Annotated in this window: 18 protein-coding genes; 5 read left to right on the forward strand and 13 right to left on the reverse strand. The window is 66.5% G+C overall.

Annotation, left to right across the window (positions count from 1 at the left end; all coding sequences use genetic code 11):
* Positions 1-80: 80 nt before the first annotated feature.
* From OJF58_RS24705 to OJF58_RS24750, 10 genes are all read right to left on the reverse strand, one after another.
* Positions 81-740 carry a TetR/AcrR family transcriptional regulator gene (locus tag OJF58_RS24705; protein WP_300780523.1) on the reverse strand — a complete coding sequence of 220 codons (660 nt, stop codon included), beginning with the start codon at positions 738-740 and terminating at the stop codon, positions 81-83.
* 64 nt (positions 741-804) lie between these two features.
* A complete protein-coding gene (gene pcp / locus OJF58_RS24710) occupies positions 805-1446 on the reverse strand; it encodes a pyroglutamyl-peptidase I (RefSeq protein ID WP_300780524.1) in 642 nt (213 codons plus the stop codon).
* 77 nt (positions 1447-1523) lie between these two features.
* Positions 1524-2321, reverse strand: coding sequence for a xanthine dehydrogenase family protein subunit M (locus OJF58_RS24715; RefSeq protein WP_300780525.1), 798 nt, complete (start codon positions 2319-2321; stop codon positions 1524-1526).
* Between the two features lie 13 nt (positions 2322-2334).
* Positions 2335-4719, reverse strand: coding sequence for a xanthine dehydrogenase family protein molybdopterin-binding subunit (locus OJF58_RS24720; protein WP_300780526.1), 2385 nt, complete (start codon positions 4717-4719; stop codon positions 2335-2337).
* 2 nt (positions 4720-4721) lie between these two features.
* Positions 4722-5207: a (2Fe-2S)-binding protein gene (locus OJF58_RS24725; RefSeq protein ID WP_300780527.1), complete on the reverse strand. Its 486-nt coding sequence runs from the start codon at positions 5205-5207 to the stop codon at positions 4722-4724.
* A 258-nt stretch (positions 5208-5465) separates the two neighbouring features.
* Positions 5466-5930, reverse strand: coding sequence for a carbon monoxide dehydrogenase subunit G (locus tag OJF58_RS24730; RefSeq protein WP_300780528.1), 465 nt, complete (start codon positions 5928-5930; stop codon positions 5466-5468).
* 27 nt (positions 5931-5957) lie between these two features.
* Positions 5958-7892: a hypothetical protein gene (locus OJF58_RS24735; RefSeq protein WP_300780529.1), complete on the reverse strand. Its 1935-nt coding sequence runs from the start codon at positions 7890-7892 to the stop codon at positions 5958-5960.
* A 78-nt stretch (positions 7893-7970) separates the two neighbouring features.
* On the reverse strand, positions 7971-9077 hold the full coding sequence (locus OJF58_RS24740) for a M14 family metallopeptidase (RefSeq protein ID WP_300780530.1): 1107 nt from the start codon (positions 9075-9077) through the stop codon (positions 7971-7973).
* A 141-nt stretch (positions 9078-9218) separates the two neighbouring features.
* Positions 9219-9974 (reverse strand): SDR family NAD(P)-dependent oxidoreductase, encoded by a 756-nt coding sequence (locus OJF58_RS24745; RefSeq protein ID WP_300780531.1) that lies wholly within the window; start codon positions 9972-9974, stop codon positions 9219-9221.
* A 7-nt stretch (positions 9975-9981) separates the two neighbouring features.
* A complete protein-coding gene (locus tag OJF58_RS24750; RefSeq protein WP_300780532.1) occupies positions 9982-10959 on the reverse strand; it encodes an NADPH:quinone oxidoreductase family protein in 978 nt (325 codons plus the stop codon).
* Between the two features lie 107 nt (positions 10960-11066).
* On the opposite strand from OJF58_RS24750, the gene OJF58_RS24755 reads away from it, so the two are divergent.
* The 3 genes from OJF58_RS24755 to OJF58_RS24765 are packed head-to-tail and all read left to right on the forward strand — an operon-like array spanning position 11067 to position 13002.
* A complete protein-coding gene (locus OJF58_RS24755; protein ID WP_300780533.1) occupies positions 11067-11522 on the forward strand; it encodes a MaoC family dehydratase in 456 nt (151 codons plus the stop codon).
* An 8-nt stretch (positions 11523-11530) separates the two neighbouring features.
* Positions 11531-12394, forward strand: coding sequence for a CoA ester lyase (locus tag OJF58_RS24760; RefSeq protein ID WP_300780534.1), 864 nt, complete (start codon positions 11531-11533; stop codon positions 12392-12394).
* On the forward strand, positions 12391-13002 hold the full coding sequence (locus tag OJF58_RS24765) for an exopolysaccharide biosynthesis protein (RefSeq protein WP_300780535.1): 612 nt from the start codon (positions 12391-12393) through the stop codon (positions 13000-13002). The genes OJF58_RS24760 and OJF58_RS24765 overlap by 4 nt, the downstream gene beginning before the upstream one ends.
* Positions 13003-13048: 46 nt before the next feature.
* On the opposite strand, the gene OJF58_RS24770 is transcribed toward OJF58_RS24765, so the two are convergent.
* The 3 genes from OJF58_RS24770 to OJF58_RS24780 form a co-directional block, all read right to left on the reverse strand.
* Positions 13049-14215 carry an acyl-CoA dehydrogenase family protein gene (locus tag OJF58_RS24770; RefSeq protein ID WP_300780536.1) on the reverse strand — a complete coding sequence of 389 codons (1167 nt, stop codon included), beginning with the start codon at positions 14213-14215 and terminating at the stop codon, positions 13049-13051.
* An 11-nt stretch (positions 14216-14226) separates the two neighbouring features.
* On the reverse strand, positions 14227-15111 hold the full coding sequence (locus OJF58_RS24775; protein WP_300780537.1) for a DUF4392 domain-containing protein: 885 nt from the start codon (positions 15109-15111) through the stop codon (positions 14227-14229).
* A 190-nt stretch (positions 15112-15301) separates the two neighbouring features.
* Positions 15302-16537, reverse strand: a complete 1236-nt coding sequence (locus tag OJF58_RS24780; RefSeq protein WP_300780538.1) for an AMP-binding protein — start codon at positions 16535-16537, stop codon at positions 15302-15304.
* 251 nt (positions 16538-16788) lie between these two features.
* Here OJF58_RS24780 and OJF58_RS24785 point away from each other — a divergent pair, with 251 nt between their 5' ends.
* Together OJF58_RS24785 and OJF58_RS24790 are read left to right on the forward strand one after the other, a co-directional pair.
* The gene (locus OJF58_RS24785) at positions 16789-17610 is read left to right on the forward strand and encodes an ABC transporter ATP-binding protein (RefSeq protein WP_300780539.1); all 822 of its coding nucleotides are present in this window, start codon (positions 16789-16791) and stop codon (positions 17608-17610) included.
* Positions 17607-19547 (forward strand): AMP-binding protein, encoded by a 1941-nt coding sequence (locus OJF58_RS24790; protein ID WP_300780540.1) that lies wholly within the window; start codon positions 17607-17609, stop codon positions 19545-19547. Before OJF58_RS24785 ends, OJF58_RS24790 begins: the two co-directional genes overlap by 4 nt.
* The last annotated feature ends 7 nt before the right edge of the window (positions 19548-19554 follow it).

Here is a 19554-nt window from a genome sequence, read left to right on the forward strand (position 1 = left end):
CCATACCCGTTTCATCCCCGAGGGTCGGCTTTGCCGGTGGGCAACTCCAGTGGCGCAATCTTCCTGTTTGACCAGCGAGGCTAAGACAGCCGCACGACGCCGCGTACCGCCAGGTCGATCATGCCGGCGATCAGGGTGTCGCGTCTGGCTGACGGCACCTCGGGTCGGCTGATGAGGGCGGCCACCAGACCGTGCAGGCTCATCCACACCAGCTCCGCCGCAGTCTCGACCGGATAGTAGAGCGGCATGCCGGCATTCTCGATGTCGCGGAACATGGCCATCAGCTTGGCGAAGGCGATCGCGCTACCCGCCCCCTGCTCGTTGGGATCGATTGGTCCCGGCTCGTGACCGCCTCCGCCTTCCTTGACGTGTTTCGGCATGTTGCCCGACAGAAACGTCAGCCAGTATTCCTGCGGGTTGTCCAAGGCGAAGCGGACATAGGACTCGCCGCAATGGCGCAGGCGTTCGATCGGCGGCAGGCCTTCCTTCTCGATCGTCGCCATCCGCTCGATCAGGCCGCCGAAGGTCTGGTCGCAAAGCGCCAGCATGATGGCTTCCTTGTCCCTGAAGTACAGGTAGAGCGCCGGGGCCGAAACGCCGACGACGTCGGCAATACGACGGATCGTCGTCGCCTCGTACCCTTCCTTCAGGAACAGTGTCTTCGCAGCCCAGAGGATCTCGTCCCGACGGGTATGGCCCTCGCCGCGCTTCTTACGGGTGCCCGGCACTGCCGTGGACAATTCGCTTCCCATCCCGAGGTGCAACGGATCATCGATACTCCACAAGTGGAGCGCGGTCCAACGTCTATGACAGTCGCCCCTCGGCCGTGCGAATGTCGCTGGTGCGGGCCGCGCTGACCGCGAGCACGATCTCGATGCCGCGCACGATGTCATCGAGCGCCATCGAGGGCTCGCCGCCGAGCCGCGCCGCCTGCTCGGGCAGATAGGGGATGTGCAGGAAGCCGCCGCGGAACGCGAGGCCGTCCCGGTGCGCCACGTCCATCAGGGTGTAGAACACGTGATTGCAGACGAAGGTCCCGGCGCTGTTGGAAACCGTCGCCGGCAGGCCGGCGCGGCGCAGCTCCGCCACGCAGGCCTTGATCGGGAGCGTCGCGAAGTAGGCGGCCGGGCCGTCGCGCACCACGGGCCGGTCGATCGGCTGCTTGCCGTCGTTGTCGCGGATGCGCGCGTCCTGGACGTTGATGGCAACCCGCTCGAGGCTGAGCTCGCCGCGGCCGCCCGCCTGTCCGACGCAAAGCACGAGGTCGGGCCGCACCTCGTGCAGGGCGGTGCGCAAGGCGATCGCCGAGCGGGCGTAGGAGGTCGGCAGAACGGCGGTATGGACCGCCAGGCCGCCCCTTCGCGCTTTGAGCCGGCCAACGGCCAGCGACGAGGGATTGACCTTGTCGCCGCCGAACGCGTCGAAGCCTGTCACCAGCGCTTTCATCGAAGTCGATCCTCGTTGCCAGCAAAAAGGGCGCCCCGAACGGGGCGCCCGACGTTACCGCCGCCCAACGGCGGCATCTACCTGTTCGCCGCGTCCACGGCGCGGCGCGCCATGACGTTCACCAGGTGGGCGCGATACTCCGCGCTGCCGTGAATGTCGCTGTTGAGGCCGTCGGCGGGAATCTTGATGTCCTTGATCGCGGCCGACGAGAAGTCCTTCGCCAGCGCGTCCTCCATCGCCTTGACGCGGAAGACCGACGGGCCGGCGCCCGTGACGGCGACCCGCACGTTGCTGCCCGTCTTGGCTACGAACACACCCACCATCGCGTAGCGCGAGGCCGGGTTGCGGAACTTCATGTACGCCGCCTTGTCCGGCTTGGGGAAGCTGAACGAGGTGATGAGCTCGCCATCGCCGAGCGCCGTCTCGAACAGGCCCTTGAAGAAGCCGTCCGCCGCGTGCTTGCCGGTGTTGGTCGTGATGGTGGCGTTCAGGCCGAGCACCGCCGCGGGATAGTCCGCGGCCGGATCCGAATTGGCCACCGAGCCGCCGATCGTGCCGCGGTTGCGAACGGCCGGATCGCCGATCATGCCGGCAAGCTCGGCGAGCGCCGGAATCAAGCGCTTGACGTCGGCCGAGGTCGCCACGTCGGCGTGCCTGGTCATGGCGCCGATCACGAGGTTCGAACCCTCGACCTTGATGCCCGCCAGCTCCTTGATGCCGCCGAGATCGACGACATCGGTCGGCCGTGCCAGCCGCTGCTTAAGCGTCGGGATCAGGGTCATGCCGCCGGCCATGGGCCGCGCCTCGTCCTTGCCCTTCAACGCATTCGCCGCATCGGCAAGGGACTTCGGACGATGATAAGCGAAATCGTACATTTCTCTCCTCCCGTTACTCGGCCGCCGCGTGCTGGGCGCCATGGATGGTCTGCCACACGCTGAGCGGCGTGGCCGGCATCGGCACATGGGTGACGCCGAGCGGCGCCAGGGCATCGCGAACGGCATTCATGACGGCGGCGGGCGCGGCGATTGCGCCGGCCTCGCCGCATCCCTTCACGCCCAGCGGATTGTGCGGACAGGGCGTGACCTTGTAGCCGAGCTTGAACGACGGCACGTCGTCGGCGCGCGGCATGGTGTAGTCCATGTACGAGCCGCTCACGAGCTGGCCCGTCTCCTTGTCGTAGACCGCGTTCTCGAGCAGCGCCTGGCCGACGCCCTGGACGATGCCGCCGTGCACCTGCCCCTCGACGATCATCGGGTTGATGACGTTGCCGAAATCGTCGACGGCAGTGAAGTTCACGATCCGGGTCTCGCCGGTGTCGGGGTCGATCTCGACCTCGCAGATCTGAGTGCCGGCCGGATAGACGAAATTCGCCGGGTCGTAGAAGGCGTTCTCGTCCATGCCGGGCTCGATCTCGCCCAATGGATAGTTGTGCGGGACATAGGCCGCGAACACGGCCTGCGCCAGCGGCACGTTCTTGTCGGTGCCGGCGACCTTGAAGGTCCCGTTCTCGAACACGACGTCGTCGACCGACGCCTCCATCAGATGGGCGGCGATCTTCTTGCCCTTGGCGATGATCTTGTCGGCCGCCTTCATGATCGCCGAGCCGCCAACCGCCAGCGACCGCGAGCCGTAGGTGCCCATGCCGAACGTCGTCGTCGACGTGTCGCCGTGGACGACTTCGATATTCTCCAGCGGCACGCCGAGCTTGTCGGACACGATCTGCGCGAAGGTCGTCTCGTGGCCCTGGCCGTGGCTGTGCGACCCGGTAATGACCTGGACATTGCCGGTCGGGTTGAACTTGAGCTGCGCCGACTCCCACTGGCCGACGCCGCCACCCAGCTGGCCGATCACCTGTGACGGCGCCAGCCCGCAGGCCTCGATGTAGGACGAGAAGCCGATGCCGCGCAGCTTGCCGCGCGACTTGGCCTCGGCCCGGCGCGCCTCGAAGCCCTTGTAATCGGCGATCTTCATCGCCTCGTCGATGATCGGCGGATAGTTGCCCGAGTCGTACTGCAAGGCGACCGGGGTCTGATACGGGAACGCCGTCGATGGGATGAAGTTCTTCCGGCGCAGCTCCGCCGGATCCATCTTCAGCTCCTTCGCCGCGCGGGAAACGATGCTCTCGATCACGAACGTCGCCTCGGGGCGGCCCGCGCCGCGATAGGCATCGACCGGCGCGGTGTTCGTCAGCGCCGCCCGGACATTGGCGTAGATCAGCGGCGTCGTGTACTGGCCGGCGAGCAGGGTGGCGTAGAGATAGGTCGGCACCGCCGTCGAGAAGGTCGAAAGATAGGCGCCCATGTTGGCGATGGTGTCGACCTTGAGCGCCAGGAACTTGCCGTCCTTGTCGAGCGCCAGCTCGGCATGGGTCACGTGGTCCCGGCCGTGTGCATCGGTCATGAAGGACTCGGCCCGCTCCGCCGTCCACTTGATCGGACGGCCGACACGACTCGCCGCCCAGCACACCGCCGTCTCTTCGTTGTAGCAGAAGATCTTGCTGCCGAAGCCGCCGCCGACGTCCGGCGCGATCACGCGCAGCTTGTGCTCGGGGATGCCGAGCACGAAGGCCGACAGGATCAGCCGCAGCACGTGCGGATTCTGCGAGGTGGACCAGAGCGTGTATTGCCCTGTCCCCTTGTCGTACTCCGCCGCCGCGGCGCGCGGCTCCATGGCGTTCGGGATCAGGCGGTTGTTGACGATATCGATCCTGGTGACGTGGGCGGCCTTGGCGAAGGCGGCGTCGACGTCGGTTTTCACGCCGAGCTCCCAGTCGTAGATCAGGTTGCCTGGCGCCTCCGCATGCACCTGCGGCGTACCCTTGTCGAGGGCCTTGGCGAGATCGACGTTGGCGGACTTCACCTCGTAGTCGACCTTGATCGTCTCGGCTGCGTCCTTGGCCTCGTCGTGGCTGTTGGCCACGACCATGGCGACCGGATCGCCGACATAGCGCACCGTATCGACCGCCAGCACCGGATGTGGCGGCGCCTTGTGCGGCTGGCCGTGCTTGTCCTTCACCACCCAGCCGCAGATCAGGCTGCCGACCTTGGCCTCGGCCAGATCCTTGCCGGTGTAGATCGCGACCACGCCCGGCATCTTCTCCGCCGCCGAAAGGTCGATGCCCTTGATCCCGGCGTGCGCATGCGGCGAACGCAGGAAGTACGCGTAAGTCGCCCGCGCGAGGGGCAGATCGTCGACATAGCGGCCCGTGCCGGTCAGGAAGCGCAGGTCTTCCTTCCGCTTGACACGGGCGCCGATCCCGGTGGCGGCGGTCATGGCTAAACTCCCGCGGCCTTCATGGCCGGGGCAGCGGCCAGGATGGCCTTCACGATGTTGTGGTATCCGGTGCAGCGGCAGAGATTGCCCTCGAGCTCATGACGCACCGTCGTTTCATCGAGCTGGTAGTTGTGACGCTTCACCATGTCGATGGCGCTCATCACCATGCCGGGCGTGCAGAAGCCGCACTGCAGGGCATGGTTGTCGCGGAACGCCTCCTGCATCGGATGGAGCTTGTCGGCGCTGGCGGCCAGTCCCTCGATGGTCGTGACCTGGGCGCCCTCGGCCTGGACGGCGAGCATGGTGCAGGACTTCACCGACTTGCCGTCGACATGCACGACGCAGGCGCCGCACTGGCTGGTGTCGCAACCGACATGGGTACCGGTCATCCCCAGATGCTCGCGCAGGAACTGGACCAACAGTGTGCGCGCCTCGACCTTGCCGGACACCGGCTTGCCGTTGACGGTCATGGCGACGGAAATGGTCATTATTCTTCTCCCTCACATGTTGGTTCACGCAGCGCCAAGGCGCGCCGCAGAGCCTTCGCGCGACTCTCGCAAGGCGTCGATACGCCGGTCAAGCGAATTACGGAGAATGCATAACGGCCGGCAAAAAGCCGCGGCTAGCGGCTGAGCAGGAACACGACGATCAGGATCGCAGCGCCGATACCGATGATCGTCCAGTGCCGGTACCCCCGCCGTGTCGCAGCCGCCGGAAGCGGCGGCGGATCGTCGGAGACCATCGGGCTATTCCGCCGAGGCGACCGGCGCCGGCGCACCCACGCTTTCGGCGAACTTGCCGAAGAACTGGTCGGCGAGCTTCTTCGCCGTGCCCGAGATCAGGCGGGCGCCGACCTGGGCGATCTTGCCGCCGACCTGGGCGTCGACATCGTAGGTCAGCACCGTGACGTCGCCGTCGTCGGCAAGCCTGACCACCGCGCCGCCCTTGGCGAACCCGGCGACGCCGCCCTGCCCTTCGCCGCTGATCTTGTAGCCGTTCGGCGGGTCGATGTCGGACAGCGTGACCTTGCCGTTGAAGGTCGCGCTCACCGGCCCGATGCGCAGGCGCACCTTGGCGGTCATCTCGGTGTCCGACAGTTTCTCGAGCGATTCGCAGCCCGGGATGCAGGCCTGCAGGACGGCCTGATCGTTGAGCGCCGCGAAGACTTTTTCACGTGGCGCCGCGATTCTGTATTCGCCCTTGATTTCCATGAGGTTACTCCGCTTCTCGGGCCAGCTTTACCACTTGCTGGTATAGGAGTCCGGCGGCGGTTCTGCCAGTGGCTCGCGGACCGAGAGGTAGATGGTGGCAAGGTATGGGACAGCCATCAGCACCGCCAGGCCGGCAAGCCAGTCCGACTGGGTGTTCCAGAAGAGTGTCCTGATTACCCAGCGGCCGCCGTCCGCGGCTATGAACCCGCCGATGCCGCCGTCATAGAGCTTGATGGCGCCTTCGGTCAGCACGAGGACGGCCGCCCAGAAGATCAGCAGGCTGGCGAGGATGATCTCCGGCAGGACCGGCCGCAGACGGCTCAGCCTGCGGTTCATGCGGACATAGCCGCGACTCGCGTCGTAGCCCAGGAGGCGGCCGAACGAGAGCGCGCGCAGCAGCCGGGCCGGCCGCGGCACGGCCTGGGTGCGAAACAGCGTCGTGACCTTCCAGACCATCAGACAAATGCCCGGGATGACGAAGCTCCAGATCGGGAAGTCGCGGTAGCGCCCGTCGATCGCGATCTGGCGGAACCAGGTATCGCTCAGCCGAATGACGCCGTCGTACCAGTCGATCGAGATCACCACGAGATAGAAGATGCAGAGCACCGTGAGCGCCAGATAGAGGATCTGCGCCATCAGGTCGGCGCGCTGAAGGATGCGAAAACGCGGCAGCTCGCGCCAGGCCTGCCAGGCCTCGCGCACGCGGGCGCCGTAAAGCGACGGATCGGCCATCCGCCCGGTGAGGTTGTCGGCAATGCCGCGCAGCAGGGCGTAGCTGAAGGCACCGAGCAGTGCCGCCCAGAAGACCACGCCCAGCCATTTCTCGACATAGAAGGTCCGAGTCAGATCGATCCAGACGGACTGCACGTAGCAGGTGGCGACAAGCTGCGCGAACAGGGCGAAGAGGGCGATCTGCCGACCTTTCGAGCGCTTGCGGCCGACCGTGAAGGCCAGCACGAGCAGCCCCGCCATCACAGTCGATATGACGAACAACAATCGCCAGTGCGGCTCCGCCACAACGGGCTTGCCGAGTTCGAACTTGTCATGGCGATAGGCGTCGAGCAGGCCCCAGCTCGCGCCGACAGTGCCTTCCTGCCGCGCCTTCCAGTACTGGTCGAACGCCTCGACGAAGTTGTAATCGAAGTGCTCGCGCTCGGCCAGGGAGCGGAACATCGAGAAGAAGCGCACCTGCTCCACCCGACCAGGACGTGCATCCGACCGCATGCGTCCGTCGGACGGCCAGCCGGTCTCGCCGATCACAATCTTCTTTCCCGGGAAGCGGGCCTGCACCCGGTGATAGATGTCAAGGATATGCTTCTCGATGCTCAGCGTCCCATCGGGTTCGCGCCGGTCCATGCCGATCGGCTCGTCCTCCCAGTAGGGCAGCATATGGATGGTGATGAAGTCGACATCGTCCGCGAGCGTGGGATTGCGCAGCCAGAATTCCCAGACATCGGCGTAGGTCACCGGCTGGCGGACACGCTGCTTGACCATGCGGATGTAGGCGCGGAGCTGGTTGACCGTCAGGTCCTTGCGCAGCAGCACCTCGTTGCCGACGATCACCCGCTCGACCGTGTCGGGATAGCGGTTGGCGTGATCGATCAGCAGGTTCACCTGCTCGAGATTCTCCTTGTCGTTGCTGTTGAGCCAGGCGCCTTCCCAGACCTTGAGGCCGTACTTCCCGGCACGCTGCGGCACGGTCTCCAGATTCTCCGCTGCCGAGTAGGTGCGTACCGCCCGCACCTTGCCCTGCAGGCGCTTCAGGTCCTGCTCGATCTGGTCGGGAGTCGGGAAAGTGCGGGACAGCGGGCTCTGGCCCGGCCGATAAGGAGCAAAGGAGACGCTCTGGAGAGGGGCGCTGGTCCAGCCGGCGACCTCGATCGGCCTGTTGGGCAGCCACCACCACAAGAGATTGAGCGCCGTCACGACCGCGAACGCGAGCAACGCTGCCAAGGCACGCATGAGGGCTTTGTAGCAGGATCGCCGGGGAGGCGAATGGCTTTTTGCCGTTTGTCCCCAGTCGCCCCCGCGACGGGAGGCCTAGATCGCGCCGAGCTGCACGCCTGCGATGGCCTGCCGCATGACCTGGTGGCCGCGGAACAGCACCGCTTCCTTCCAGTCGTCCGTGTCGGGGTAGAACTGCCGTCGCATGGCGGCGCGCACCGGGCCCGCTTCCTTGCCCAGCGGATCGCCATATTTGTGCAGCCAGTGGTCGGCGCGGAATGCCTTCTGGCCGCTCTCGCGATCGAACGTGCCGAATTCGAGCGTGCACATGGTGAGCCGGGTCTCGGGCTCCTTCAGCACGCGATTGAGATTGTAATGGCCGAGCCCGTCGCGAGCCTGCGAGGCCGTCTGGCCGCGCTTGGACTCCGTTACCGATTCCCCCCAGAAGGCGCGCACGCGGCGTGAGCCCGGCGAGTCGATGTCGTAGTGCGTGATCGGCTCGCCGTAGCCGTAGGGGCCAAGGCCGGTGTGGAAGTCGATCACCGCGACATCGCGGCGCCCCTTGAGGAAGCAGTCGGCGATCGCATGCATGGTGCGGTTCGACCAGCTCGGGCCGCCACCGCCGAAGAACATGCCGTCGGGATGGCTGTACTGGCCGCCGGAAACGGCGCGGTAGTACGCCACGTCGCCCACTTTCTTGCGGTACGCCGCGAGCTTGGCGTCGGCCGCCTTGACGCCCGCGTCGCTGAAATCCGCCGGCACCAGCCAGTCGGCGATTTCGAGATAGCCCTCGTTCACCGGATAGGGCTTGCTGTGATCGACGTAGTTGCGGTTGAGATCGTTGCCTTCCTCCGTGACCCGTCGCGTCCAGGCGAAGCCGTAGGGGTTGATCGCGTGGACGAACAGCACCGCCGTATCCTTCGGTAGTCCTCCTGCGCCGACCGTGGCCAGCCAGTCCACCTGCAAGCCCGAGCCGCAATAGCCTTCCACACCGTGCGTGCTGGAGATCGCGACGACGATCTTGGAGGCATCGTCCGGACCGAGGCACGCCACATCGGTCGACAGCGATTCGCCTCGCGGCCCCTTGACCGGGTTGTCGTAGCGCGACGTTGCCGCTCCGGCGATCCGCGCGGCGGCCAGGAACTTGTCGCGGGCCTCGCTGTAGGTGGCGGCAAAGGAATGGATGCAGGACATTGGGCTCATCTGCTTTCGATGGCAGAGCATTCTACCGGCGACTGGTTCATATCACATCCAGTGTCATCCCGAGCGATAGCGAGGGATCCTCCGTCGACATTGCGAAAGATCCCTCGCTATCGCTCGGGATGACACCAAAAAGGTAAGATCCTACGTCCGGAGCGTCAGCCCGCCATCGACCACCAGCTCGTGGCCGGTGATGAAGTCGGCCTCGTCGGAGGCCAGCAGCAGCGCGCCGCGGGCGATGTCGATCGGCTGGCCGAGCCGGCGCAGGGCCGCCTTCTTCTCCCAGACGGCGCGGATCTCCGGATTGTCGAAGTTGGTTCGCGTCATGCCGGTATAGATGGCACCCGGACAAACATAGTTGGCCGTGATGTTGAATTTGCCGAGTTCCAGCGCCAGCGTGCGCGTCAGTCCGCCGACGCCCGCCTTGGAGGCGCAGTAGGCCGCGAGCCCATAGTCGGTGTCGAACGCCATCACCGAGGCGGTGTTGACGATCCGCGCGCGCCCCTTTTCCCTGGCCCGCGCCTTGAGCGCCGGAATGGCCGCCCGACAGAGCCGGAACATGGCGCGCACGTTGACCGCGTTCACCCGGTCCCACATTTCGTCCGTCATTTCCTCGACGAACGCCCGGCCGCTCACGCCGGCATTGTTGAACAGGATGTCGAGCGCGCCGAACTGGGAGAGCGCCGCCGCGACGATGGACCTGGGTGCATCGTCCCCCGTGATGTCCGCCTTGAAGGGTGCGATGGCCTCGCTGCCCGCGTGCACCGAGTCGATCTCCGACTCGGGGCGGTCGACAGCCAGCACCTCGGCGCCCTCCTCGGCGAACAGCTTTGCCGAGGCGGCGCCAATCCCCGAGGCGGCGCCCGTCACGATGGCGATCTTGCCCGAAAGCCGGCCCATCGTCGGCTCACGCGACCGTCAGCACGACCTTGCCGGTCGCCTTGCGCGACAGCAGGGCGTTCATGGCGTCCGCTCCCTTCTCCAGCGGGAAGCGCATGGAGATGTGGGGCTTGAGCTTGCCGTCGGCGTACCAGGCCAGCAGCTCGTCGAAATTCTTGCGCGCCTCCGCCGGCTCCCGGCCGCGCCACGCACCGTAGAACACACCGCGCACATCGCAGCTCTTCAGCAGCGCGAGGTTCGCGGGCAGCGACGGGATGCGGCCGGCGGCGAAGCCCACCACCAGAAGGCGACCGTACCAGGCGATGCAGCGGATCGACTCGTCGAACGCGTCACCGCCGACCGCATCGTAGATGATGTCCGCACCCTTGCCGCCGGTGAGCTCCTTCACCTTGTCGCGCATCTTCTCCTTGCTGTAATTCACGAACATGGTGGCGCCGTACTTCCGGCAGACCTCGATCTTCTCGTCCGAGCCGACGGCGGCGATCACCTTCAGGCCCATCAGCGCGCCCAGCTCGACCGCCGTGAGGCCGACACCGCCGGAGGCGCCCGTGACGAGCAGGGTCTCGCCTGGCTTCAGGCTGCTGCGCTGCTTCAGCGCGTAGTACGAGGTGCCGTAGGTCATGGTGAAGGCGGCGCCGTCCTCGTAGCTCATGTTCTGCGGCATCGGCAGGAGCTGGCCCTGCTCGGCGACGACCTCCGTGGCATAGCCGCCGTGGCCGATCATGCCGATCACCCGGTCGCCCACCTTGTAGGCGCCGACGCCCGCGCCCACCTCGGTGATGTCGCCCGCCACCTCGTGGCCCGGTGCGAAGGGGCGCGGCGGCTTGAACTGGTACTTGTCGGCGATGATCAGCGTGTCGGGAAAGTTCACGCCCGCCGCGCGCACGGCGATGCGCACGTCGCCCTTGCCCAGTGGCCTGGACGGCACCTCCATCAGCTTGAGACTCTCCGGTCCGCCCGGCGTTTCGCTGATCATGGCCCGCATCGCTCGCTCCGCATGCTCGAGTTTCGTCCTGTGGCGGCATTGATACGATGGCGGATGGCCCAGCGTCCATCCGTGCTAGAAGACGTGGAACTTTCGCGAGGAGGAAGATGGCGGGGCTCTATTTCGAGGAACTGACGGTCGGCCGCACGTTCGATCATGCCTGGACACGCACCGTCACGGAGATGGACAACGTGCTGTTCAGCTCGCTCACCATGAACGTGCAGCCGCTGCACCTCGACGAGGAGTTCGCTTCCGCGACCGAGTTCGGGCAGCGCATCGTGAACAGCCTGTTCACGCTCGGCCTCATGATCGGCATCACGGTCAACGACACCACGCTCGGCACGACCGTGGCCAATCTCGGCATGACCGACGTCCGCTTCCCCAAGCCGGTTTTTCATGGCGACACGCTCAAGGTGCAAACGAAGGTCCTCTCGGCGCGGGAAAGCAAGTCGCGCCCCGACGCCGGCATCGTCGAGTTCGGCCACACGGCCTTCAATCAGCGCGGCGAGACGGTCGCCCAATGCACGCGACAGGCGCTCATGCGCAAACGCCCCAGGAGCTGAGGTCTTTCATGCGTTCCTTCCTGTTCGTTCCCGCCGATTCCGAGCGCAAGCTCGCCAAGGGGCCGCAATCCGGCGCCGACGGCCTGATCCTCGATCTCGAGGATTCGGTCGCCGCCGACCGCAAGAAGACGGCCCGCGACATGGCCCTCGCCTACCTCCACGCGGCGAGCCGCAATGGTGGCCCCAAGCTCTATGTTCGCGTCAATGCGCTCGATACCGGTCTCACGCTCGGCGATCTCGCGACCGTCATGCAGGGCAGGCCCGACGGCATCGTATTCCCCAAGTGCATCGGCCAGCGCGACCTCGACCTGCTCGGCAGCTATCTGGATGCCTTCGAGGCTCGCGAGAACATCGAGCAAGGCACCACCCGCATCCTGACGGTCGCGACGGAAAGCGCGGCCGCCGTCCTCGCCCTGACCGCCGCGCCGGCGAAGCATCCGCGCCTGATGGGTCATTCGTGGGGCGGCGAGGATCTCATGGCCGATCTCGGCGCGCTGGCGAAAGGCCCTGCGCCCGGCGTCTACGACGACACCTTCAGGCTCGCGCGCACGGTCAACCTGATGGCGTCGGTGGCGGCCGGCGTCACGGCCTATGACACCGTCTATCCCGACATCAGGAATGTCGACGGCCTGCGCGCCGAGGCGCAGGACGCGCGCCGCATGGGCTATGGCGGCAAGATCGCCATCCACCCCAACCAGGTCGCGATCATCCACGAGGTGTTCACACCGTCCGCCCAGGAGGTCGAATGGGCGCGGCGCGTCGTCGCCACCTTCGAGAGCAACCCGGACGCCGGCGTGCTCACCCTCGACGGCAAGATGCTCGACAGGCCCCATCTCGTGCTTGCCCGCCGCCTGCTCGCCCGCGCGGGATGAGCGAACGCGGCGGGCTGCTTCCCGTTCTCGAACGGCTGTTCGAGGGGCCGCGCGAGTCGAAGCTCACGCTCGAGGCGTTTGTCGCCGGCCTCGAGGCACGCTCATACGCTTTCATCATCGCGGCCCTCGACCTGCCGAACTGCGTCCCCACAGGCATTCCGTTCCTCTCCACCGTGACCGGCGTTCCGATGCTGATCCTCGCGGCGCAGGCCTGGCTCGGCCGTCCGTCGCCTTCCCTGCCGTCGTTCCTTGCCGGGCGGTCGTTGCCGAGAGGCCGGCTTCAGGATTTTCTGGTCCGCGCACGGCGGCATATCGAGCGGATAGAGGCCGCCGTCCATCCCCGGCGCGATTGGTGGTTGACCGGCACCCCCCGCCGGCTGCTGCAATTTGCGCTCGGTCTCATGATCCTCGTTCTGGCCGTTCCGATCCCTTTCGACAATCTGCTGCCGGCGTGGTCGATCCTGTTCTTCTGCCTGGCGCTGATCGAGGGCGACGGCCTGATGGCGATGCTGGGCTGGGCGTTCGCCGTCCTGGGCGTTGTCTTGACGGCCTTCCTCCTGATCGTCGGCCCGCTCGTCGTGATCGACCTTGTCAAGTCGGCGACTTGATATCCTGGGTTACGGCCTGTTTCGCGGATGTCGAAGATGAATCCCCTCAATACGAGCGCGGCAGGCCGAGCACGTGCTCGGCCACAAAGTTCAGGATCATGTTGGTGGAGATCGGCGCCACCATGTAGAGCCGCGTCTCGCGGAACTTGCGCTCGATGTCGTATTCCTCGGCAAAGCCGAAGCCGCCATGGGTCTGCACGCACATGTCGGCGGCGGCCCAGGCCGCCTCGGAGGCAAGGAGCTTCGCCATGTTCGCCTCCGCCCCGCAGGGCAGCCCCGCCTCGTAAAGCGTCGCCGCCTTGCGCACCATCAGGTCGGCCGCCTCGGTCTGGGCATAGGCGCGGGCGATCGGGAATTGCACGCCCTGGTTCTGGCCGATCGGCCGGCCGAACAGCTTGCGTTCCTTGGCGTAGTCGCTCGCCTTTTCGATGAACCAACGCGAATCGCCGATGCATTCGGCCGAGATCAGGATGCGTTCGGCATTCATGCCGCCCAGGATGTAGCGGAACCCCTGCCCTTCCTCGCCGATCAGGTTCTCCGCCGGCACTTCCATATTGTCGAAGAACACCTCCGTGCTGTTGTGGTTCATCATGGTGCGGATCGGCCGGATGGTGAGGCCGTGACCCAGCGCCTGGCGCATGTCGACGAGGAATACCGAAAGTCCCTCGGTGCGCTTCTTCGTCTCCTCGCGCGGCGTGGTCCGTGCAAGAAGAAGCATCAGGTCGGAATGCTCGGCGCGACTGGTCCAGACTTTCTGGCCGTTCACGACGTAGGTGCTGTTGTCCTTCTTCACCGCCGTCGTGCGCAGCGCCAGCGTATCGGTACCGCTTGTGGGCTCGGTGACACCGAAGGCCTGCAGGCGCAGCTCGCCGCTGGCGATCTTGGGCAGGTAGCGCTGCTTCTGTTCGGCACTGCCGTGCCGCAACACCGTTCCCATCGTGTACATCTGGGCATGACACGCCGCACCGTTGCAGCCGGCGCGCTGGACCTCCTCCAGGACTGCCGCGGCCGCCGAGATGCCGAGGCCGGCGCCGCCGTATTCCTCGGGGATGAGCGTCGCGAGCCACCCCGCATCGGTCAGCGCCTTCACGAACTCGGTCGGATAGCCACGTTCACGGTCGAGCTTGCGCCAGTAGGCACCATCGAACTTGAGGCAAAGGGCGCGAACCGCGTCGCGGATTTCGAGGTGTGTCGGCGCGTAGGGATTTTCCATGGCCGCGCAACCTAGTCCGCGGCCTTCCCCCAGGCAATGCGGCGCAGCTCGTCGATGAGCGCACCATGAATCTCCGGACCGAAGCCGTCGACCGTGGCTTCGCGGCGCGCCGTCACGCCGTCGACGGCGCCGGCCCGCACGATGGCTCGCGTGAGTGCGAGGTCGCGCTCCGCGGTAAGGAATTCCGACAGGATCGGGGACCAGCTCCCCTGCACGAGGGCCAATCCTGCCATCAGTCCGTAGGCGCCCCAGTTCGAGACTCCGGCCACGACGAGATGGTCGCAGCCCGTCACGCAGGCGATGCGCTCGCCGTTCGGGACCGATCGGCCAATCAGGCCCGCCGGCAGCTTGCCCATGCCCAGCTCGTTGCCACCGTCGCCGACGCCGATGCGGGTCCAGGCGCCGGCAGCGAACAGGTCGTCGAGCGGAGCGGTCCAGGGCGACACATCCACGCCGCGCATGTTGCGCGGCCGGCCGTCGCGGCTGATGCCGCAGCGCTCGATCGCGACGACGTGGCTGATGCCGGCCGCGCGCCAGGCCTCTATCACGCGCTCCAGCCCTGGCCGGTCCTCGACGCCGACTTCATCGACCGATACATGCCGTCCAGCCTCGCGGACGGCGGCGCGCACCACGTCCGCACAGGGCGAGTCGACGGCTATGCGCACCGGCAGTCCGCACGCTTCGAGGCCCGCGGCGAGCAGGGCGGTTCCGACCGGTCCGTCGGTCTCTGGCGCAGCGACATCGTCGCGGGGCACGAAGAAGCCGGTGATCAGGCCGACGCTCCTCGCCTGCGCGAGCGCCATCGCGGCCGCTCCGAGCTCACCCCGGCTTGCCTCGATCAATGGCTGCGTTCTGCGCCCGACATCCCGACAGACCACCGCCTCGATGGCGGCCAACGCACTTTTCCTTGGCGACATACACACCGCTCCAGTCTGCAGCGCTTCGTCGACCAGACTGGCGTTCCGCGCGCGCACGATGTCGTAATAGCCTTCTTTCCGCCTGGCTATCGGCCCGCACTGCGAAGCGGTCGTACGGCCTGCCCAGCGTCTCCCTCTCCGCGAGTTCGGCGACGGTCGGCGCCATGGGCTATGTGTACTTTCGGATGTCGTCGATCACCTTGCCGTCGTTCGGCAAGGTGCCGTGCCCGAAGAACTCGACCTTTCCCCCCACCTTGCAGACGGCCCGGATCGTGTCCGCCAGCGCATCGGCGAGTGCGGGCGAGGTGTCGGCGCTCTCGGCCTTCAGGACCATGACGTCGGCCTGGTTCACCCAGTCGATCACGAGCCGAAGGCGACCCAGGCCGGGATGCCTGCGCGCGATCTCCGCGATCTGCTCGGGGTCGACGAACATGCCGCGCACTTTGGTGCGCTGGTCGGCCCGCCCCATCCAGCCCTTGATGCGCATATTGGTGCGTCCGCACGGGCTTTCCCCCGGCAGGACCGCCGACATGTCGCCGGTGCCGAACCGGATCAGCGGATAGGCGCGGTTGAAAGTGGTGACCACGACCTCGCCCACATCGCCCTCGGGGACGGGATCGCCCGTGCCGGGCCGGACGATCTCCACGATCACACCCTCGTCGACGATCATGCCCTCGATCGCCTCCGATTCGTAGGCGATGGTCCCGACATCGGCGGTGCCGTAGCTCTGCAGGCAGGAGATGCCGGCATCCTGGAACATGCGGCGCAGCGACGGCGGCAGGGCTTCGGCACCCACGAAGGCCTTCTTGAGCGACGAGACATCCTTGCCCGATTCGGCGCCCTTCTCGATGAGTATCTTCAGGAAGGACGGCGTGCCGGCATAGCCGACCGGCTTTATCGCCGCGATGGCGTCGAGCTGCAGCTCGGTGTTGCCGATACCGCCCGGCACGACCGGACAACCGAGCGCCCGCAACGCCGATTCCATCATGATGCCGGCCGGCGTCAGGTGATAGGAGAAGGTGTTGTAGACCACATCGCCACGCCGGAAGCCCGCGGCATACATGGCCCGCGCGCCGCGAAAATAATCGGGCTCGTCGGTGTCGATCTCGAAGATCGGTCCGGGCGACATGAAAACGTGCCTCGCCTCGGCGAGCGGCACCGCGATCAGGCCTCCCATCGGCGGGTCGGCCTTCTGCACCTCGCCCAGCTTGGACTTGCGCAGGACCGGCAGCCGGGCCAGTGCCTCCCGCGACGTGATCGCCGCCGGATCGACGTCCTTCAGCCACTCGGCGAAGAAGGGGGCGTTGGCCTTGGCGTGGGCGATCTGCCCGGGGAGCGCCTGCATCAGTGCGGCTTCCCGCTCCTCGCGCTTGCGGGTTTCCAGGGTGTCGTAATGCCCGGACATTGGTCTTTCCCTTCGACATTGCGGGCCGAAGGCGACCCTAGACAGCGTCCCCGGCCGTTTCAATGTTCGATCGGCCGGAGTCCCTTCCGCCGCTTCGGGCCGAGCACTTCGAGCCGAGCGCGCCGTCCCGAGCCGATGGTCGCAGGAGTCCCTTTGACCCGGTCCCCCTGGACGGATTTGTTGCCTTCGGCATGCGGAACCCACATGATGCAGGGCAAGTAAAGAAACAGGGTCGGTTTCAGGGAGGCGTCATGATGGGGGTGTCTGCCCGGTGCGCTGCGGCGCGCCGGGGTGACAACCAGCTCGCTGTCGAGGGTGTGTCCAAGAAGTTCGGTGGCGTCACCGCCGTGCAGGATGTGTCGCTCGAGGTGCCGCGCGGCGGCATCCTCTCGATCATCGGTCCCAACGGCGCCGGCAAGACCTCGCTTCTGAACATGCTCTCCGGCTTCTACAAGCCCGACACGGGGCGCGTGGTGCTGGAGGGCCAGGACATCACCCACAGGAAGCCGAGCGAGATCGCCGCGCTCGGCGTCGCTCGAACCTTCCAGAACATCGCCCTGTTCAGCGGCCTTACCGTCCTCGACAATCTGATGCTGGGTCGTCACGTCCGCATGAAGGCGGGCGTGCTTTCGAGCATGATCTACTGGGGCCTCGCCCAGAAGGAAGACATCGCTCATCGCGAGGCGGTCGAGGAGATCATCGAGTTCCTGAAGCTGCAGGACTTGCGCAAGCTGCAGACGGCGACGCTGGCCTACGGCCTGCGCAAGCGCGTCGAGCTCGGCCGCGCGCTGGCGCTCGAGCCCAAGGTGCTGCTGCTCGACGAGCCGATGGGCGGCATGAACCAGGACGAGAAGGAAGACATGGCGCGCTACATCCTGGACGTGAACCAGGAGCGCGGCGTCACCGTCGTGCTGATCGAGCACGACATGGGTGTCGTCATGGACATCTCGGACAAGGTCGTCGTGCTCGACCGCGGCCGCCGTATCGCCTCGGGCACACCCGAGGAAGTGCAAGGCGACGCCCAGGTGATCGAGGCCTATCTCGGGACGGCCAGGAGCGGAGGACCAACATGAGCCTGCTCGACTCTTCGACCACGGACACGCTTCCCAAGCTCCTGGAACGCAATGCGCGGGAGCGGCCGGCCGGCGCCGGCATCCGCGAGAAGACGCGAGGCGTGTGGCAGACCTTGTCCTGGGCCGACTATCGCAACCAGGTGCGGGATTTCGCGCTCGGCCTCGCTGCGATGGGATTCAGGCGTGGCGACAAGCTCAGCGTCGTCGGCGACAACCGCCCCCAGCTCTACGTCGCCCAGCTTGCGTCGCAGGTGCTGGGCGGCATGTCGGTGCCGGTCTATCAGGATTCGATCGCGGCCGAGCTGGTCTATGTGCTGAACCACGCCGAGACTTCCGTGATCGTGGCCGAGGACCAGGAGCAGGTCGACAAGGTCCTGTCGCTGAAGGACCGGCTGACCAATCTGCGCTCGGTCGTCTTCGACGATCCGCGCGGCCTTTGGGGCTACGACGATCCGATCCTGTGCTCGTTCGAGAGCGTGCTGCGGGCCGGGCGCGACTTCGGCGCCGCCCATCCCGAGCTCTATGCGACGGAGCTCGCCAAAGGCAAGGCGGACGACATCGCGATGATCGCCTACACGTCGGGCACGACCGGCAATCCCAAGGGCGCGATGCTCAGCCATCGCAACATGATCGCGGCGGCGGAGTCCTTCATCGAGGTCAACGACGTGCGGGCGGGCGACAACTGGCTGTCCTATCTGCCGATGGCATGGCTGGGCGACGCCGCCTTCTCCCTCGGCATGGCGCTGGTCGGCCAGCTCACGGCGAACTGTCCGGAAAGTCCCGAGACCGTGCAGCGCGACCTGCGCGAGCTCGGCCCCGACGCGATGCTGGCGCCGCCGCGCATCTGGGAGAACATGCTGACCCAGGTGCAGGTCAAGGCGGACGACGCCTCGCCGGTCAAGCGCCGGGTGTTCGACTATTTCCGCGGGCTGGCCGAACGCTGCGAGCTGCGCCGCGCCGATGGCAGGCCGCCTTCCCTTGCCGAGCGGCTCGGCCTCGCGGCCGGCGAGTTCCTCGTCTACGGCCCGGTGCGCGACCAGCTAGGCCTGCGCAACGCGCGATGGTGCTACACCGGCGGCGCGCCACTCGGCCCTGACACCTACCGCTTCTTCCGCTCGTTCGGCATCAATCTGAAGCAGATCTACGGCGCCACCGAAGCCTCGGCGCTGGTCACCTGCCAGGCCAACGCCGAGGCGAGCCCCAACACGGTCGGCCGTCCCATGCCGCGCGTCGAAGTCAGGATCGACGACCGCGGGGAAGTCATGCTCAAGGGCCCGAACGTGTTCAGAGGCTATTTCAAGCAGGAGGAAAGCACGCGCGACACCATGACCGCCGAAGGCTGGCTCAAGACCGGCGATGCGGGATTCTTCGACAAGCAGGGTCATCTCGTCATCATCGACCGCGCCAAGGATGTCGGAAAGCTCCTGGACGGCTCGGCCTTCGCGCCGCAATTCATCGAGAACAAGCTGAAGTTCAGCCCCTACATCCGCGAGGCGGTGGCGTTCGGCGACGGCCGGCCGATGGTCGTGGCCATGGTCGCCATCGACATGCAGACGGTCGGTGCCTGGGCCGAGAAGAAGGGCCTCGCCTACACGAGCTACATGGATCTCAGCCGCAAGCCCGAGGTGGCGGCACTGATCGGCGACGAGATCGCCAAGGCGAACGCCACCCTGCCGGACGTGCAGCAGGTCAAGCGCTTCCTGCTGCTGAGCAAGGAGCTGGAGGCGGACGACGCGGAGATGACGCGCACCCGCAAGGTGCGCCGGCGCTTCGTGGCCGAGAAGTATGCCGCGGTGATCGAGGCCTTCTATGGCGGCGCGAGCCGCGTTCAGGTGACGATGGAAATCACCTTCGAGGACGGACGCAAGTCGTTGCTCACCTCCGACATCGACATCCACGATCTCGTCGTGATCGAGCCCGCCCGGCAGGCGGCCTGAGGCACCG

This window comes from Enhydrobacter sp. (genome assembly GCF_030246845.1).
Taxonomy (GTDB): domain Bacteria; phylum Pseudomonadota; class Alphaproteobacteria; order Reyranellales; family Reyranellaceae; genus Reyranella.

Coding starts and splice junctions, on each gene's coding strand:
- pcp (WP_300780524.1), bottom strand. CDS start 1,446: ATGAAAGCGCTGGTGACAGGCTTCGACGCGTTCGGCGGCGACAAGGTC.
- OJF58_RS24715 (WP_300780525.1), bottom strand. CDS start 2,321: ATGTACGATTTCGCTTATCATCGTCCGAAGTCCCTTGCCGATGCGGCG.
- OJF58_RS24720 (WP_300780526.1), bottom strand. CDS start 4,719: ATGACCGCCGCCACCGGGATCGGCGCCCGTGTCAAGCGGAAGGAAGAC.
- OJF58_RS24725 (WP_300780527.1), bottom strand. CDS start 5,207: ATGACCATTTCCGTCGCCATGACCGTCAACGGCAAGCCGGTGTCCGGC.
- OJF58_RS24730 (WP_300780528.1), bottom strand. CDS start 5,930: ATGGAAATCAAGGGCGAATACAGAATCGCGGCGCCACGTGAAAAAGTC.
- OJF58_RS24735 (WP_300780529.1), bottom strand. CDS start 7,892: ATGCGTGCCTTGGCAGCGTTGCTCGCGTTCGCGGTCGTGACGGCGCTC.
- OJF58_RS24740 (WP_300780530.1), bottom strand. CDS start 9,077: ATGAGCCCAATGTCCTGCATCCATTCCTTTGCCGCCACCTACAGCGAG.
- OJF58_RS24745 (WP_300780531.1), bottom strand. CDS start 9,974: ATGGGCCGGCTTTCGGGCAAGATCGCCATCGTGACGGGCGCCGCCTCG.
- OJF58_RS24750 (WP_300780532.1), bottom strand. CDS start 10,959: ATGCGGGCCATGATCAGCGAAACGCCGGGCGGACCGGAGAGTCTCAAG.
- OJF58_RS24755 (WP_300780533.1), top strand. CDS start 11,067: ATGGCGGGGCTCTATTTCGAGGAACTGACGGTCGGCCGCACGTTCGAT.
- OJF58_RS24760 (WP_300780534.1), top strand. CDS start 11,531: ATGCGTTCCTTCCTGTTCGTTCCCGCCGATTCCGAGCGCAAGCTCGCC.
- OJF58_RS24765 (WP_300780535.1), top strand. CDS start 12,391: ATGAGCGAACGCGGCGGGCTGCTTCCCGTTCTCGAACGGCTGTTCGAG.
- OJF58_RS24770 (WP_300780536.1), bottom strand. CDS start 14,215: ATGGAAAATCCCTACGCGCCGACACACCTCGAAATCCGCGACGCGGTT.
- OJF58_RS24780 (WP_300780538.1), bottom strand. CDS start 16,537: ATGTCCGGGCATTACGACACCCTGGAAACCCGCAAGCGCGAGGAGCGG.
- OJF58_RS24785 (WP_300780539.1), top strand. CDS start 16,789: ATGATGGGGGTGTCTGCCCGGTGCGCTGCGGCGCGCCGGGGTGACAAC.
- OJF58_RS24790 (WP_300780540.1), top strand. CDS start 17,607: ATGAGCCTGCTCGACTCTTCGACCACGGACACGCTTCCCAAGCTCCTG.